Source organism: Luteimonas dalianensis, from assembly GCF_049339425.1.
Classification (GTDB): domain Bacteria; phylum Pseudomonadota; class Gammaproteobacteria; order Xanthomonadales; family Xanthomonadaceae; genus Luteimonas; species Luteimonas dalianensis.
Genome location: NZ_JBMPPO010000004.1, coordinates 59,897 through 75,746 on the forward strand (window position 1 = coordinate 59,897; position 15,850 = coordinate 75,746).

The 15,850-nt window shown below is 69.2% G+C and carries 13 protein-coding genes and 1 riboswitch; of the genes, 5 read left to right on the top strand and 8 right to left on the bottom strand.

Annotated elements, in window-relative coordinates; translation table 11 throughout:
- Positions 1-49: 49 nt before the first annotated feature.
- The 3 genes from ACOZ90_RS06945 to ACOZ90_RS06955 form a co-directional block, all read right to left on the bottom strand.
- Complete coding sequence (locus ACOZ90_RS06945; RefSeq protein ID WP_422892923.1) at positions 50-724, bottom strand: hypothetical protein; 675 nt, start codon at positions 722-724, stop codon at positions 50-52.
- Positions 725-847: 123 nt separating this feature from the next.
- Positions 848-2,389 carry a M91 family zinc metallopeptidase gene (locus ACOZ90_RS06950; protein WP_422892924.1) on the bottom strand — a complete coding sequence of 514 codons (1,542 nt, stop codon included), beginning with the start codon at positions 2,387-2,389 and terminating at the stop codon, positions 848-850.
- A 169-nt stretch (positions 2,390-2,558) separates the two neighbouring features.
- Positions 2,559-4,124 (bottom strand): M91 family zinc metallopeptidase, encoded by a 1,566-nt coding sequence (locus ACOZ90_RS06955; RefSeq protein WP_422892925.1) that lies wholly within the window; start codon positions 4,122-4,124, stop codon positions 2,559-2,561.
- A gap of 216 nt (positions 4,125-4,340) precedes the next feature.
- On the opposite strand from ACOZ90_RS06955, the gene ppa reads away from it, so the two are divergent.
- From ppa to ACOZ90_RS06970, 3 genes are all read left to right on the top strand, one after another.
- On the top strand, positions 4,341-4,871 hold the full coding sequence (gene ppa, locus ACOZ90_RS06960) for an inorganic diphosphatase (protein ID WP_422892926.1): 531 nt from the start codon (positions 4,341-4,343) through the stop codon (positions 4,869-4,871).
- Between the two features lie 180 nt (positions 4,872-5,051).
- Positions 5,052-5,807: an RNase A-like domain-containing protein gene (locus ACOZ90_RS06965; RefSeq protein ID WP_422892927.1), complete on the top strand. Its 756-nt coding sequence runs from the start codon at positions 5,052-5,054 to the stop codon at positions 5,805-5,807.
- Positions 5,808-5,812: 5 nt separating this feature from the next.
- Entirely contained in the window at positions 5,813-6,100 is a 288-nt protein-coding gene (locus tag ACOZ90_RS06970; RefSeq protein WP_422892928.1) for a contact-dependent growth inhibition system immunity protein, read from the top strand.
- Between the two features lie 3 nt (positions 6,101-6,103).
- Here the strand turns inward: ACOZ90_RS06970 and ACOZ90_RS06975 are convergent, their stop codons facing one another.
- A complete protein-coding gene (locus tag ACOZ90_RS06975) occupies positions 6,104-6,697 on the bottom strand; it encodes a DUF4136 domain-containing protein (RefSeq protein ID WP_422892929.1) in 594 nt (197 codons plus the stop codon).
- A gap of 113 nt (positions 6,698-6,810) precedes the next feature.
- Entirely contained in the window at positions 6,811-8,691 is a 1,881-nt protein-coding gene (gene thiC, locus ACOZ90_RS06980; protein WP_422892930.1) for a phosphomethylpyrimidine synthase ThiC, read from the bottom strand.
- Between the two features lie 81 nt (positions 8,692-8,772).
- Positions 8,773-8,874: riboswitch (TPP riboswitch) on the bottom strand.
- 50 nt (positions 8,875-8,924) lie between these two features.
- On the opposite strand from thiC, the gene ACOZ90_RS06985 reads away from it, so the two are divergent.
- Together ACOZ90_RS06985 and ACOZ90_RS06990 are read left to right on the top strand one after the other, a co-directional pair.
- Positions 8,925-9,878, top strand: a complete 954-nt coding sequence (locus ACOZ90_RS06985) for a homoserine kinase (protein ID WP_422892931.1) — start codon at positions 8,925-8,927, stop codon at positions 9,876-9,878.
- Positions 9,875-10,969: a CNNM domain-containing protein gene (locus ACOZ90_RS06990; RefSeq protein WP_422892932.1), complete on the top strand. Its 1,095-nt coding sequence runs from the start codon at positions 9,875-9,877 to the stop codon at positions 10,967-10,969. The genes ACOZ90_RS06985 and ACOZ90_RS06990 overlap by 4 nt, the downstream gene beginning before the upstream one ends.
- On the opposite strand, the gene ACOZ90_RS06995 is transcribed toward ACOZ90_RS06990, so the two are convergent.
- Genes ACOZ90_RS06995 through ACOZ90_RS07005 form a run of 3 tightly spaced genes read right to left on the bottom strand, consistent with a single transcriptional unit; the run spans position 10,966 to position 15,703 of the window.
- Complete coding sequence (locus tag ACOZ90_RS06995; protein WP_422892933.1) at positions 10,966-12,021, bottom strand: 2-oxoacid:ferredoxin oxidoreductase subunit beta; 1,056 nt, start codon at positions 12,019-12,021, stop codon at positions 10,966-10,968. The genes ACOZ90_RS06990 and ACOZ90_RS06995 overlap by 4 nt on opposite strands.
- Positions 12,018-13,886 carry a 2-oxoacid:acceptor oxidoreductase subunit alpha gene (locus tag ACOZ90_RS07000; RefSeq protein ID WP_422892934.1) on the bottom strand — a complete coding sequence of 623 codons (1,869 nt, stop codon included), beginning with the start codon at positions 13,884-13,886 and terminating at the stop codon, positions 12,018-12,020. Before ACOZ90_RS07000 ends, ACOZ90_RS06995 begins: the two co-directional genes overlap by 4 nt.
- Entirely contained in the window at positions 13,883-15,703 is a 1,821-nt protein-coding gene (locus tag ACOZ90_RS07005; RefSeq protein ID WP_422892935.1) for an FAD-dependent oxidoreductase, read from the bottom strand. Before ACOZ90_RS07005 ends, ACOZ90_RS07000 begins: the two co-directional genes overlap by 4 nt.
- Between the last annotated feature and the right edge of the window lie 147 nt (positions 15,704-15,850).

Sequence of the window (15,850 nt, forward strand, 5' to 3'; positions counted from 1 at the left end):
GGCGGCCCCAGGGCCGCCGTTCTTCTTCACGATCCAGCGGGATGCAGGGCTACTGCGCCTCGAACGCCCCGGCCGCCACGTCGAACCACGGCGTGCACAGCTGCTGCTGGCTGTCGGCCAGGGCAAAGGACGCCTGCCAGACCTCCACGCCGTCCACCTGCTCCGGATCACGGAACAGCTCCCCGTCGAACGCCGCCACGCCCAGGCACCAGCGCAGCCGCCGCGGCGGCTCGCCCACCAGCGGCGAGAAGCTGAAGCTGCCTTCCAGCGCCTGGCCGGGGGCAAGCCTGGCGGCAAGCGGCGTCGGCGGCAGGGTCGGGCTGGGCTGCGGCAGCGGCCGGGCCACGTGGCTGAGCACCAGGCCGCCATCGCCGTCCTCGTGGAACCCGGGTTCGCCCACTTCCCCGGTCTGCTGGCGCCTGGTCATCACCGCGTGGCGATTGCCACGGTCGAACACCGCCAGATCCGCATCGCCGGTGTTGTGCACGCGATAGCGCACCTGCAGCGGGCCGCCCGCGCGGACATCGAACGCGGCCTCGACGCGTACGCCATCGCCCTGGATCGTGGTCGCCGGCGCTTCGGTCATGGTGGTGCCCTCCATCGGTTCGTTGGTCTGATCGTAACCGGCGTGGCCGCCGTGCGCGCACGCGCCGCCGGCTCCCGCCATCACCAGCGCTGCCAGCAGCGCATGGCGCGCGCTGGCGCCGGGGAGTCTGGATTTCATGCGATAGCGTCCTCGGGTCGAGCCTGGTCAATCAGGATAAAAAAATGACGGGCAGCCTGCCGTGAAGCAGGCTGCCCGCCGTCTCCGTCCCTGGAGAGTGCAACCGCTGCCAGGGGCAGGCGGTTACAGGGCGTAGCTGGGGCGATCGGGCAGCCCCATTTCCCGACGGATGCCGTTCTCCGTCAGGTGCATCGGGTTGTGGGTGGTGGGCGGGGTGGAGGGATCGCCGTCGAAGTCGTAGGGATCGGCGGAGGTCTCAAGGCCAACGGCCTGCCGCTCGGCGTTGGGCACCCGGCCCGAATCGGGGCCTTCACCCCGGTAGGTGCCCGGCTGGAAGGTGCCGGTCACGCCGTTGTAGGCATGCGAGAGCTCGTGGAAGAGCACCACGCTGGAGGTCGGGAAGGCATCCATGTGGAAGGACGGGTTGTAGCTCACCAGCACGTCCGATCCGGTGCCGGCCTGGCCGTTGCTGATCTCGGCGTTGGTCCGGCCCATGGTCTGGGCGTAGCCGTTCTGCTCGTTGGCCAGCTCGCGGATGGTCACCACGTTGCCCTGCTCGGCGGCGGCATCAAGCTCGGCCAGCATCTGCTGCCCGGCCGGGGACGCCCGCAGGAAATCGAGCTCGGCTTCCATGCGCTGCTGGAAGGCCTCCGAGCCGGTCACCACCACGCTGCTGCCCAGCTCCGGATCGATCTCCACGTTCACCACCGTGGGCGCGGCGCCGCCGCTGGCATTGATCAGGTCGTTGACGGTGGCATAGACGGTGTCGTCGGCGTGCGCGCCTTCCACTTCGGTGCTGCCGTCGCCGGTATACACCGTGTTCTGGCTGCCGGTCAGGTTGACCTGGTCGTTGCCGCCGCCGGCGGAAATGATGTTCTGCCCGGCGCCGCCGTGGATGACGTCGTCGCCGCGGCCGGCGTCGATATGGTTGAAGCCGCTGCCGGCGTGGATCTCGTCGTTGCCGCGGCCACCGAAGATCACGTTGGCGCCGTCGCCGCCGTGGATGACGTCGTCACCGTCGCCGCCGTCGATGTCGTTGCGCCCGCCGATGGTCTGGATGGAGTCGTTGCCGTCGCCGCCCTGGATGCGGTCGTCGCCCATGCCGGTGACGATGCGGTCGTCCCCGGCGCCGGCATCCACCACCATGTTGACGGTGACGTTGGGCGCGGCCTCGATGATGTCGTTGCCGGCGCCGGTGCGGATGGTCAGCTCCTGGCGCTCGGTCAGGCGCACTTCGTAGACCTCGCCGTTGACGTCGATGTCCAGGGTGCCGTCGTCGCGCTGGCTGATCTGCACGTGGTCGTCGCCGTCCCCGTTGGTGGTGAACACCACCTGGTCGCTGCTCACATAGCTGCTGAACAGGCTGCCGGCCTGGGTCTGCTCGCGGGTCACGGTGGCCTGCTCGCCCTGGTGCAGCTCGGCGTTGCGGATGGTCTTGCCGTCCGGGGTGGTCTTGTTCGGCAGGCTGGAGCCGGTGTCGTTGCCGGAGATGGTGACGGCGCCGTCCGCGGCACCGTCCAGGGGCGCGTCCACCGGCGCGGCCTGGTCGCTGCGCAGCGGCGCCTCGGCGAACCGGTCGCCTGCCAGCGCGGGATCCTCCCAGTACTGCTGCTGCGACTGGGCGATCGTCGAAGGGGAAACTGCTGTGTCCAGATTCAGTGACATGGGCGTGGCCTGCATGTTTTGTCAGTACGGTGGCGTATAGATACGCTCAGGCATTGCGTCCGCCAAGCTGGGGCGTACCCGAGGTAGGGGGATCGCCCGGGTCATCGGGCGACCGGGCCGGCCCGTCTGCGGGCCGGCCCGGCCGGATCATCGAGCGCGTCCGGCGCGATCAGGGCGCCATGTAGCTGGGACGCAGATCCAGCCCCATTTCCTCGCGGATGCCGTTCTCGGTCAGCTCGTAGGGGTTGGAGTTGGTCACCCGCCCGTTGCCGAAGTCGAACTCCGGATGGCTGCTCGGCAGGCCCACGGCCTGGCGCTCGACGTTCACCAGCCCGTAGTCGGGATGGCTGCGGCCCTCGGCGCCGCCGTCATAGTTGCCCGGCATGAAGGTGCCGGTCACCGCGTTGAAGCCGTGCGACATCTCGTGGTAGAGGATCACCGACGGAGCCGGCAGGCTTTCAACGAAGAACGACGGGTTGTAGGAAATCGTCACGTCCGATCCGCCGCCGGCCTGGCCGTTGCTGATGTAGCTCGGGATCATGCTGGCATAGCCGTTCTGCTCGTTCTGCAGCTCGCGGATGGTCACCGTGTTGCCATTGGCGGCCGCGGCATCGAACTCGGCCAGCATCTGCTGCCCGTTGGGCGAGTTGCGCAGCATCTCGATGTCGGCCTGCACGCGGCTCACGAACTCCTCCGAGCCCTCGATGGTCATGCTGCGGCCCAGCGACGGATCCAGCACCACGTTGACGACCGTGTTGCTGCCGCCGTTCTCGGCGCTGATGCGGTCGGAGATCGCCTCGGTCGCGTAGATCACGTCCTGGCCGCCGTTGTTGACCACGGTGCTGTCGTCACCCGCGTACACGCGCGAATCACCGGTACCGGTATGGATGACGTTGTTGCCCAGCCCGCCGACCAGGATGTTCTGGCCGGTGACGCCGTCGATCCGGTCGTCGCCCACGCCGCCATCGATGTAGTCGATGCCCTGGCCGCCGGTGATGGTGTCGTTGCCTTCGCCGCCGTACAGCACGTTGCGGCCGGCGCCCAGCACCGAGATGGCGTCGTCCCCGGCGCCGCCGTAGACGTAGTTGTTGCCTTCGCCCAGGGTGATAACGTCGTTGCCGGCGCCGCCCTGGATGCGGTCGTCACCGCTGCCCAGCGCGGAGATGACGTTGTCGCCCGCGCCGCCCTCGATGACGAAGTTCACCGTCACCCCCGAATCGATCTCGATGGTGTCGTCGCCGTCGCCGGCGCGGATGGTGATCTCCTGCCCGCGGGCCAGCTCGACCTCGTAGGTCTCGCCGTTGACGTCGAAGCTGACGCTGCCGTTCGCGTTCTGGGTCACCTGGACCTGGTCGTTGCCGTCGCCGGTGGTGAACACCAGCTGGTCGGACGCCACGTAGTACTGCCCGCCCTGCTCGACCGCGGTGCGCTCGCGGGTGATGGACACCCCCGGCGACTCATGCAGCTGGTCGACCAGGATCGGCTTGCCGTCGACGGTGGACTCCTGGGTGCGCGTGCCCTCGTTGGTGGCGTCGCCGTCGATGCGGGTTGCGCCCAGGTCGACCCGCGGCCCGATGCCCGAACCGTCCACAGGGCCGGCGGTGGGATGGGTCGGAGAGCTCTCCAGCTCGTGCCGCTGGATGCGGGCGGCGCTGTCGAGCGGTTGCTCCCACACCCCCGCCTGGTTGTGCAGGGCGGCTGCGGCCGGGTTCGCGGAATCAAGCTGTACGGACATTTCGGGCACTCCCTCTCGGATATCGTGGTGAAATAGATACGCCTGCGTATGGACGCATCCAAGCTGGGGCGTTCCCCATCTGGGGTTCACCCTAGGGGGCCGGAGCGCGGGCGGGGAGCGCGGATGCTGCGTCGCAGCAGGAACCCGTTAAAATAGGCGGCCACAAGCCACCCCCCACCCCAGCGGCGCCGATGCGCCGCGCGTCGGAGACCACCCATGGGCCTGGACCACGTTCCCGCCGGCAACAATCCGCCGGAAGAAATCAACGTCATCATCGAGATCCCGAAGGACTCGGAGCCGGTGAAGTACGAAGTCGACAAGCAGAGCGGCGCGATCTTCGTCGACCGCGTGCTGTCCACGCCGATGCGCTATCCGTGCAACTACGGCTACGTGCCCGACACCGTCTGCGGCGACGGCGACCCGGCCGACGTGATGGTGATCCTGCCCCTGCCGCTGGTGCCCGGCTCGGTGATCCGCTGCCGCCCGGTGGGCGTGCTGAACATGGTGGACGAGGCCGGTTCCGACGAGAAGATCCTGGCGGTGCCGGTGGCGAAGGTCTTCGCCGGCTATGCCCACGTCAACGATATCGACCAGGTCTCGCCGCACTGGCTGGAGCGCATCGGCCACTTCTTCGAGCACTACAAGGATCTGGAGAAGGAGAAGTGGGTGCGCCTGGAGGGCTGGGGCAACGCCGAGGAGGCCAAGCGCGTGCTGGTCGAGTCGATGAAGCGCTTCAGCGGCGGCTGAGCCGGCCGGATCGAAACAGCGGAAACAGGAAGGCGGGCCCCGGGCCCGCTTTTCCTTTGCGATCCCTGCTGGTTCAGGACGGCTGCGAAGCGTCCGGCGCCAGCGACCTAGGGTCGCCACCAGCTGTATTACGGAGCGCCGCTCCCTAGCCTGTGCACTTTCCCGATTCCGGTGCACAACATGGACGCCCTCGCCGCTCCCATCCAGCAATCCCCGTTCGACATCGGCGGCCTGCCGCCGCTGCCTGCCGGGCTTGACGCCCACGCCTTCGCCCTTGACGCCGCCAACGCCGGCCCCGACCTTGGCGAACACATCGCCAACCTGGCCGAGCAGGGCAACCTGGGCGAGTTCCTCGACCAGACCCGCTCGGCCGTGGATCTGGCCAGCCAGACCCCGTTCCTGCGCGAACAGCTTGACCCGGCGCTGGGCGTGATCCGCGACGCGCTGGCCGGCTTCGACGCCAGCCAGCTGCCGCGCACCGAACAGGATGCGATCGGCGACGTCGTCGCCCTGCTCGACACCCACCTGGAGGAAACCGGTGGCACCGCCCAGGTGCCCGGTGGCGGCCTGCAGGCCCATGAGGATGCCGGCGGCCACCTGATCGAGCGCCATGTGGGCAAGAGCGAACAGTGGCTGGTCGACCGGGTGCGCAATGACAACATCAGCGCCGCCTCCAGCTTCCGCGACCTGCCCGAAGCCGAGTACTTCGTGTCCGAGACCATCGCCGACCACCAGGGCGCGGTCGACGACTGGCTCAACGGCAAGGGTGGCAACCGCCTGGTGATCGACTCGAGCTTCGATGCCACCACCGGCATCTCCGTGGCCCGGGGCGAGAGCCAGGCCGAGGACGTGTTCTCGGTGAGGCTGGTGCTGGAACGCTCCGACCGCCTGGACATCGGTTATAGAATCATCACCGGATATCCCTCGGCGCCCTGATCCCGATGAACGACTACCCCACGCTGCAGAACTTCTTCTCCGCCTGGTTCCATCAGGACTGGATGCTCGACCATGACAGCGCGGACGCGGTGGTCGACGCCTGGCGCGAGAGCGAGGGCGATGAATACATCGCCCGTGCCCGCGACGAGCTCGACCGCCTGCTTGCGCGCGACTTCGACGAGGCGGCGCTGGGGGCGGCGGTACGCGGGTTGGGATGCGAATACGACCCGACCCGCGACGACACCAGCTGGCACGACTGGCTGGCCGACATCAGGCAGCGCCTGCAGTCCTGAGGGCTACATGGGCGGCGCGGCCGCCCCGGCTCGGTGCGGATAGCGGGCGAAGATCTCACTGATCGCCTGGCTGATGCGCATTTCGCGGTTTTCGGCGTCGATGCTGCCTACCCGTCCCACCGCGATTCCTTCCCACACCAGCCGGTTTTGCGCCACGTCCACCAGATCCACGTTCATCGTGCCCTCGGTGTAGCGCCGCACGTGGGTCTCGTCACGCCAGTACGGCACTGCGATATAGGCGCGGTGCCGGTAGCTGTAATAGTAGGCATGATCCACGGTGGGGATCGAACTGACGTCGGTGCGCCGCTGCATGTAGGCGTTGACGTTGACCCACAGATCCGGACTCTCGGCATCGTAGCGGTAGCCGCGCGCCTGCATCTCGCGGCCGACCGCGTCCTTGATGATCTCGCTGGTGGCCGTTTCATAGCCGTACGCCTCGACGGCCAGCGGATCGTGGAAGGCCCAGGTGCGGTAGGCGGCGAAGTTGGCGCGCGGATCGGCCTCGGCGCTGATGCGCGGGCCGGTGGCACAGCCGGCCAGCAGGAGCGCGGCGCAAAAGGCAACGATCCAGGCTGCGGTACGACGGGTGGTGCTCATGGCGGATCTCCCGGCCGGGTGAAATTGGCCGGGGCACCGAACGCGGCGTCCCGGCGGCTCGTCAATTTATACGCAACCGGGCGTGCAACCGTTGCGACAGCCGCGTGAACCGTTCATTCACGCCGGTAGACCTGCGCGCCCCCGGCCCGGAACTGCGCCGCCTTCTCCGCCATGCCCGCTTCCAGCGCCGCTTCTTCCCCGGCCCGTTCTCCCGCGGCGTGGTTGCGCACCTCCTGGCTGATCTTCATCGAGCAGAACTGCGGGCCGCACATCGAGCAGAAGTGGGCCAGCTTGTGCGCCTGCTTCGGCATCGTCTCGTCGTGCATGGACTGCGCTTTCTCCGGATCCAGCCCGAGGTTGAACTGATCCTGCCAGCGGAACTCGAAGCGCGCCTTGCTCAGCGCGTTGTCGCGCACCTGCGCACCGGGATGGCCCTTGGCCAGGTCGGCTGCGTGGGCGGCGATCCTGTAGGCCATGATCCCGTCGCGCACGTCCTGGCGGTTGGGCAGGCCCAGGTGTTCCTTGGGGGTGACGTAGCAAAGCATCGCGGTGCCGTACCAGCCGATCATCGCCGCGCCGATCGCGCTGGTGATGTGGTCGTATCCGGGCGCGATGTCGGTGGTCAGCGGGCCCAGGGTGTAGAACGGCGCCTCGCCGCACTCGGCCAGCTGCTTGTCCATGTTTTCCTTGATCAGCTGCATCGGCACGTGGCCGGGGCCTTCGATCATGGTCTGCACGTCGTGCTTCCACGCGATCTTCGTCAGCTCGCCCAGCGTCTCCAGCTCGCCGAACTGGGCGGCATCGTTGGCATCGGCGATGCAGCCCGGACGCAGGCCGTCGCCCAGCGAGAAGGCCACGTCGTAGGCCTTCATGATGTCGCAGATGTCCTCGAAGTGTTCGTAGAGGAAGCTTTCGCGGTGATGCGCCAGGCACCACTTGGCCATGATCGAACCGCCGCGGCTGACGATGCCGGTGACCCGCTTCGCGGTCAGCGGCACGTAGCGCAGCAGCACGCCGGCGTGGATGGTGAAGTAGTCCACGCCCTGCTCGGCCTGCTCGATGAGGGTGTCGCGGAAGATCTCCCAGGTGAGCTCCTCGGCGCGGCCGTCGACCTTCTCCAGCGCCTGGTAGATCGGCACCGTGCCGATGGGCACCGGCGAGTTGCGGATGATCCACTCGCGGGTCTCGTGGATGTGCTTGCCGGTGCTCAGGTCCATGACGTTGTCGGCGCCCCAGCGGATCGCCCACACCAGCTTCTCCACTTCCTCGGCGATGCCCGAACTCACCGCCGAATTGCCGATGTTGGCGTTGATCTTGGTGAGGAAGTTGCGGCCGATGATCATCGGCTCGCTCTCGGGATGGTTGATGTTGCAGGGCAGGATCGCGCGGCCGCGGGCGATCTCGTCGCGCACGAACTCCGGCGTGATCCGCGCCGGAATCGAAGCACCGAACGATTGTCCGGGGTGCTGGTCCAGCAGCCCGCCCGCGTCGGCCAGCGCTTCAAGCCGCTGGTTCTCGCGGATCGCCACGTACTCCATCTCCGGGGTCACGATGCCGCGCCGGGCGTAATGCATCTGGGTGACATTGGCGCCGTCCCTGGCCCGGCGCGGCAGCGCGCGCGCGGGGAAACGCACCCCATCGAGCCTGGAGTTGGTTTCGCGCGCGCGCCCGAACTCCGAAGTCAGCGCCGGCAGCGCTTCCGTATCCCCGCGCCCGGCGATCCAGCCCGCGCGCAGCGCGGGCAGGCCCGCCGACAGGTCGATGCGCGCATCCGGATCCGTGTACGGCCCGGACGTGTCATAGACGGTGATCGGCGGATTGTCCTCGCCGCCGAACAGGGTCGGCGTCGCCGTCTGCACGATCTCGCGCATGGCCACGCGCAGATCCGGGCGCGAGCCCGCGACGAAGACCTTGCGCGAACCCGGGATCGGCCGGGTGACGGAATCGGAAAGCTGCTGGGCCTGCTGCTGCAGGGGCGAAGGCATGGCGTTCATCGGCATCGTCCTGTGTGGGCGGGACGAAGCGGCGGCGCATGCTGCGCACGGATCGCGGGCCGGCAAGCGCGGCGGCGATACGGCACATCCTGCGAAGCTTCCCTACGCCGGTATGAGCCGGATCAGGTTCGAAGGGTCTGTCTCAACCACGCCGTGCCGGCCGCGGTACCCCCGCTTCGGGATCCATTGGATCATGAAGCGCCCACCATGGCCAGCGCCGTATGATGCCGCCGATGCACGACGACCCAGCCCACGCCACCACCGCGTCCGCACCCGCCGGGGTAGGCAACATCGGCGTGGGCTTCGATCTGCTCGGCCACGTCTTCGACGGGCCGGGCGACGTCGCGGTCGTGCGCAGGATCGACGAGCCCTTCGTCCGCATCGACACCATCACCGGCGATGCGCCCGGCGTGGAGAAGATCCCGCTGGAGGCCGCCGCCAACACCGCCGGGCGGGCGCTGATGGCCCTGCGCGAGGGCCTCGGGCTGGCGCACGGCTTCGCCATCGAGCTGGACAAGGGCATCCCGCTGGGATCGGGCATGGGCGGCTCGGCGGCCTCCTGCGTGGCCGCGCTGGTGGCCGCCAACGCGCTGCTGGAGACGCCGCTGCCGCTGCAGGCGCTGTATCCGTTCGCGCTGGACGGCGAGTCGGTCGCCAGCAACAGCCGCCAGGGCGACAACGTTGCGCCGATGCTGATGGGCGGCGCGGTGCTGGCGACGGCCGACAGGATCATCCCCCTGCGGGTGCCCGGGTGGCTGCACTGCGTGGTGGTTCATCCCGGCCAGGTGCTGGAAACCCGGCGCGCGCGCGCGGTGCTGGCCGAGCCGTACCCGCTGCGGGAGATCACGGCCCACTCGGCCTGCCTGGCCCAGTTCCTGCTGGGCCTGGAGCGCGCCGACGAAGGCCTGCTCCGCGCCGGCCTGCACGACCTGCTGGTGGAGCCGCGGCGCGCGCCGCTGGTGCCGGGCTTTGCCCAGGTGAAGGCCGCCGCGCTCGACCATGATGCGCTGGGCGCCAGCCTCTCCGGCGCCGGGCCGGCCGTGTTCGCGTGGTTCGCCTCCCGGGCCGGGGCCGAAGCCGCCGCCCCGGCGATGCGCGCCGCATTCCAATCCGCCGGCTTTCCGGCCCGCAGCTGGGTGTCCCCGGTGGCGGCGCCCGGAGCGGGCCTCATCGAGTCCGCCACATGATCCTGCTCATCATCTATGTCCTGCTCGCGCTCGGGGTGTCGTTCCTGTGTTCCATCCTGGAAGCCTCGCTGCTGGCCATCACCCCCACCCAGATCCAGGCCGGCAAGGCCGAAGGCAGGCACTGGGCGGGGGTCTACGAAACCATGAAGGCCGACGTGGATCGTCCGCTGGCGGCGATCCTGACCCTCAACACCGTGGCCCACACCATGGGCGCGGCCGGGGCCGGCGCGCAGTACGCGCGCGTGTTCGGCTACGGCAGCGAAGCGCTGTTCGCGGCGGCGCTGACCGCGGCGGTGCTGATCGTGACCGAGATCATCCCCAAGACCATCGGCGCCCGCTACGCGGTCGGGGTGGCGCCGCTCGTAGCCCGGGTGCTGCCGTTCCTGGTGGTGGCGCTGGGGCCGCTGGTGTGGATGTCGCAGCAGCTGACGAAGCTGATCACCCGCGGCCGCCCGCCGCCGGCGCCGCGCCACCGCGACGAGCTGATGACGGTGGCCACGATGGGCGAGAACGCCGGCCAGCTGCATCCGGGCGAAACCCGGCTGGTGCACAACTTGCTGCAGCTGGACGCGATCAAGACCGCCGACATCATGACCCCGCGCACGGTGGTGTTCTCGCTGCCGGTGGACACCCGGCTGGACGGGTTCGTGGAGGCGGTGAAGGACTCCCCGTTCACCCGCATCCCGGTGCACCAGCCGGGCGATTCGGCCGACATCACCGGCTTCGTGATCAAGGGCGAGGTGCTGATGCGGTGCATCACCGGCGAGGATCCGGATGCCACCCTGGCCGACCTCGCCCGGCCCATCATCTCCACCCTGGATCGGATGCCGGTGGACGGGCTGTTCCGCAACATGATCGCCGACGGCCACCACATCATGCTGGTGGTGGACGAGTACGGCGCGGTGCTGGGCATCGTGACCCTGGAGGACGTGGTGGAAACCGTCTTCGGCTTCGAGATCGTCGACGAGCTGGACACGGTGCCGGATCTGCGCGAGTACGCCCGCAAGCTGTGGCATGAGCGCGCACGGCGCAGCGGGGTGGCGGTGGCCACGGTGGATACCGGCCGCGGGCCGGCGGACACGGAGCGCTAGCGCAGCGAGGCGTTGATCCGCTCCAGCGCCTCGGCGCCGGGCGACAGCGTGTCGGCCTCCAGCGAATTGAGCGGAACCTCCACGGTGCCCAGGTGCGCGTGCAGGTCGTCGGCCTCCGGATCCACGTACAGCAGGCCGGTGGCGATCTCGCCGTGGGCGTGGCGCTGCTGGATCAGGTTCATGGCGGCAATGCGGTCGCGCGGGTCGTAGTCGTCGGCCAGCTTGTGCAGGCGCAGCACCGAGCCGTCGTGCTGCTCGACGTCGACCACCTCGCCGGGCGCGTAGTCGGCGACGATCTCCGCCCGCGGCGGCATCACGTCCAGGCGGCTGACCGCCTCGTTGTGCTCGCGCACCCAGTCGTAGCTGCGGGTGCTGCCGGCGTGGTTGTTGAACGCCACGCACGGGCTGATCACGTCCAGGAACGCCGCCCCGCGGTGGCTGAGCGCGCCCTTGATCAGCGGCACCAGCTGCTGCTTGTCGCCGGAGAAGCCGCGGCCGACGTAGGAGGCGCCAAGCTGCAGGGCCATGGTCACCATGTCCAGCGGCGCATCGGAATTGACCGCGCCCTTCTTCGACACCGAGCCCTGGTCGGCGGTGGCCGAGAACTGGCCCTTGGTCAGCCCGTAGACGCCGTTGTTCTCGACGATGTAGGTCATGTTCACGCCGCGGCGGATGGCGTGCACGAACTGGCCGATGCCGATAGAGGCCGAGTCACCGTCCCCGGACACGCCCAGGTAGATCAGGTCGCGGTTGGCCAGGTTGGCGCCGGTGAGCACGCTGGGCATGCGCCCGTGCACGGTGTTGAAGCCGTGCGACTGGCCGAGGAAGTAGTCCGGGGTCTTGGAGCTGCAGCCGATGCCCGACAGCTTGGCCAACCGGTGCGGTTCGATCTCCAGCTCCCAGCAGGCCTGGATGATCGCGGCCGAGATCGAGTCGTGCCCGCAGCCCGCGCACAGGGTGCTGATCTTGCCCTCGTAGTCGCGGCGGGTGAAGCCGAGCGCGTTGCACGGCAGGGTCGGGTGGCGCAGCTTCGGCTTGGCCAGGTAGGTCATGCGGTCACCTCCCGTGTCCCCTCGGGGCGCTCCGCCTCGGGCCGCTCCGCCCCGGGGCGCACATGCTGCGCGATGGTACCGGCAATGAAGCGCGCGGTGACCGGGGTGCCGTCGTAGTGCAGCACCGCCACCAGTCGCGCGGGATCAACCTCGAACTCGTTGATGAGCAGGCTGCGCAGTTGGCCGTCGCGGTTCTGCTCGACCACGAACACCGAGTCGTGGCCGAGGATGAAGTCGCGCACGCCGTCCGGGAACGGATACGCCCGCACCCGCAGCGTGTCCAGTTCGACCCCCTCGCCGCGCAGCTGCCCGATCGCCTCCGCCATCGCCGGGCTGGTCGAACCGTAGAAGATCACTCCGTGGCGCGCCGGCGCCGCTCCCTGCGCGACCACCGGCTGCGGCACCAGCCCCTTGGCCGTGTCGAACTTCTGCAGCAGCCGCTGCATGTTGTAGACGTAGTCCGGGCCGCGCTCGGAATACTGCGCCTGCGGGTTGCGCGAGGTGCCGCGGGTGAAATACGCGCCCTTTTCCGGGTGGGTGCCCGGCCAGGTGCGCCAGGGGATGCCGTCGCCGTCCACGTCCTTGTAGCGGGCGAACTCTGCACCGGCCTCAAGCTGCGCGGCGGTCATCACCTTGCCGCGGTCGTAGCCGCGCGCATCGTCCCAGGCGAACGGCGCGCACAGGCGCTGGTTCATGCCGATGTCCAGGTCGCTCATCACGAACACCGGCGTCTGCAGCCGGTCGGCGAGGTCGAACGCGGCGGCCGAGAACTCGAAGCACTCGGCCGGATCCTCCGGAAACAGCAGCACGTGCTTGGTATCCCCGTGCGAAGCATGGGCGCAGGCAAGCACATCCGACTGCTGGGTGCGGGTGGGCATGCCGGTCGACGGCCCGCCGCGCTGCACGTTGATGATGGTCACCGGGATCTCGGCGAAGTAGGCCAGGCCGATGAACTCGTTCATCAGCGAAACGCCGGGGCCGGAGGTGGTGGTGAAGGCGCGCGCGCCGTTCCAGCCGGCGCCGACCACCATGCCGATCGAGGCGATCTCGTCCTCGGCCTGGATGATGGCGTGACGCGCCCTGCCCTCCCCGTCGACGCGGAACCTGCGGCAGTATTTCTCGAACGCCTCGGCCAGCGAGGACGACGGCGTGATCGGATACCAGGCGCAGACGGTGGCGCCGCCGTACACGCAGCCCAGCGCCGCCGCCGCGTTGCCCTCGGCGAAGATCCGGTCGCCGACGGCGTCGGCCCGGCGCACCTGCAGGCCGAACGCATCGGCGCAGTGTTCGCGCACCCAGTCGCGGCCGATCTCCAGCGCCCTGATGTTCGGCGCCAGCAGCTTGGGCTTGCTCCGGTACTGCTCGCCGACCAGCGCCTCGATCGCCTCCGTCTCGATCCCGAGCAGCGCGCCGAGCGCACCCACGTACATGATGTTCTTGAACAGCTGGCGCTGGCGCGGATCCTCCCAGGCCCCGTTGCACAGCCGGGTGAGCGGGATCCCGATGACGGTGACGTCGTCGCGGAAGCGCGACCGCTGCAGCGGCCTGCTGCTGTCGTAGAGCAGGTACCCGCCGGGCTCGATCTCGGCCAGATCCGCGTCCCAGGTCTGCGGGTTCATCGCCACCATCAGGTCGACGCCGCCGCGCCGGCCCAGCCAGCCGTCCTCGCACACCCGCACCTCGTACCAGGTCGGCAGGCCCTGGATGTTGGAGGGGAAGATGTTGCGCGGGCTGACCGGCACGCCCATGCGCAGGATGGCCTTGGCGAACAGCTCGTTGGCCGAGGCGGAACCCGAGCCGTTGACGTTGGCGAACTTGACCACGAAGTCGTTCACCGCCCGCAGCGGCGCGTGGGCGGGGGTCATGCGGCCTGCCTCCGGCGGCGGTGGTCGTCCTCGCCGGCGTAGGTCTCCTGCAGCAGGAACTTCTGCATGTCCCAGGCGCCGGTTGGGCAGCGCTCGGCGCACAGGCTGCAGTGCAGGCACACGTCCTCGTCCTTGACCATCACACGGGCGGTCGGCAGCGGCGCGGACACGTACAGCGGCTGCCCGGTGTTCAGCGCCGGCGCGGTCAGCCGCGTGCGCAGTTCGGCCTCCTCGCCGTTCATGGTGAAGGTGATGCAGTCGGTCGGGCAGATGTCCACGCAGGCGTCGCACTCGATGCACTTGTCGCGGGTGAACACGGTCTGCACGTCGCAGTTGAGGCAGCGCTGGGTTTCCTTCCAGGCGGTGGCGGCGTCGAAGCCCAGCTCCACCTCCACCTGCATGCTGTCCAGCTTCCTGGCCGCCTCCGACCACGGCACCGCGTAGCGCTCGTCGGGCGAGACCGCGTTGTCGTAGCTCCACTCGTGGATGCCCATCTTCTGCGAGGCCAGGCTCACCCCCGGCGCCGGGCGCTCGTGCGGGTCGTCGCCCTCCAGCAGCCGGTGCACCGACACCGCCGCGGCGTGGCCGTGGGCCACCGCCCAGATGATGTTCTTCGGCCCGAACGCGGCGTCGCCGCCGAACAGCACGTTGGGCAGCGTCGACTGGTGGGTCACCTCGTCCACCACCGGCATGCCCCACTCGTTGAACTCGATGCCGATGTCACGCTCGATCCACGGGAACGCGTTCTCCTGCCCGACCGCGATCAGCACCTCGTCGCAGGGATGGAACTCGTCCGGCTCGCCGGTCGGCACCAGGCTGCGGCGGCCGGCGTCGTCGAACTCCACCCGCACCTTCTGGAAGCTCATGCCGGTCAGCCGGCCGCTGGCGTGCACGAAGCTCCTGGGCAAGCGGCAGTCGAGGATCGGGATCCCCTCCTCCATCGCGTCCTCCTTCTCCCACGGGCTGGCCTTCATCTGGTCGAAGCCCGAGCGCACCAGCACCTTCACGTCCGCCCCGCCCAGCCGGCGCGCGCTGCGGCAGCAGTCCATCGCGGTGTTGCCGCCGCCCAGCACCAGCACCCGCTTGCCGATCTTCGTCACATGGCCGAAGTAGACGTTGGCCAGCCAGTCCAGGCCAACGTGGATATTGGCCGCGCACTCCCTGCGCCCCGGCAGGTCCAGGTCGCGCCCGCGCGGCGCGCCGCTGCCGACGAAGACCGCGTCGAAGCCCTCGGCCAGCAGCGCCTTCATCGAATCGATCCGGCGGCCGCCGACGAAGTTCACGCCCATGTCGAGGATGTAGCCGGTCTCCTCGTCGATCACCGACTCGGGCAGGCGGAAGCGCGGCACCTGGGTGCGCATGAAGCCGCCGGCCTTCGGATCGGCCTCGAACACGGTGATGTCGTAGCCCAGCGGCGCCAGGTCGCGGGCCACGGTGAGCGAGGACGGGCCGGCGCCGACGCAGGCGATCCGGCGGCCGTTGGGGCGCACAACCGGCGCCGGCATCCGCGCGCTGACATCGCCCTTGTTGTCGGCGGCCACCCGCTTGAGCCGGCAGATCGCCACCGGCTGCGGCTTCTCGCCGTTGTTCTGCTCCACCCGCACCCGCCGGCAGGCCGGCTCGCAGGGCCGGTCGCAGGTGCGGCCGAGGATCCCGGGGAACACGTTGCTGCGCCAGTTGACCATGTAGGCGTCGGCGTGGCGGCCGGCGGCGATCAGGCGGATGTATTCGGGCACCGGCGTGTGCGCCGGGCACGCCCACTGGCAGTCCACCACCCTGTGGAAGACGTCCGGGTCGCGAATGTCGGTCGGTTTCACCGCGCTGCCCCCGCTGCTGGCCTTGGCCGGATGCGCCGGCCGCCGCTTGCAGGCCGACTCTAGACCGAATCCTGCCGGTGGTCATGTTGCGGCACGGGGTGGGCCCGCCATTTACTGAACCCTCCGGTTCAGCAATATTTACAGAAC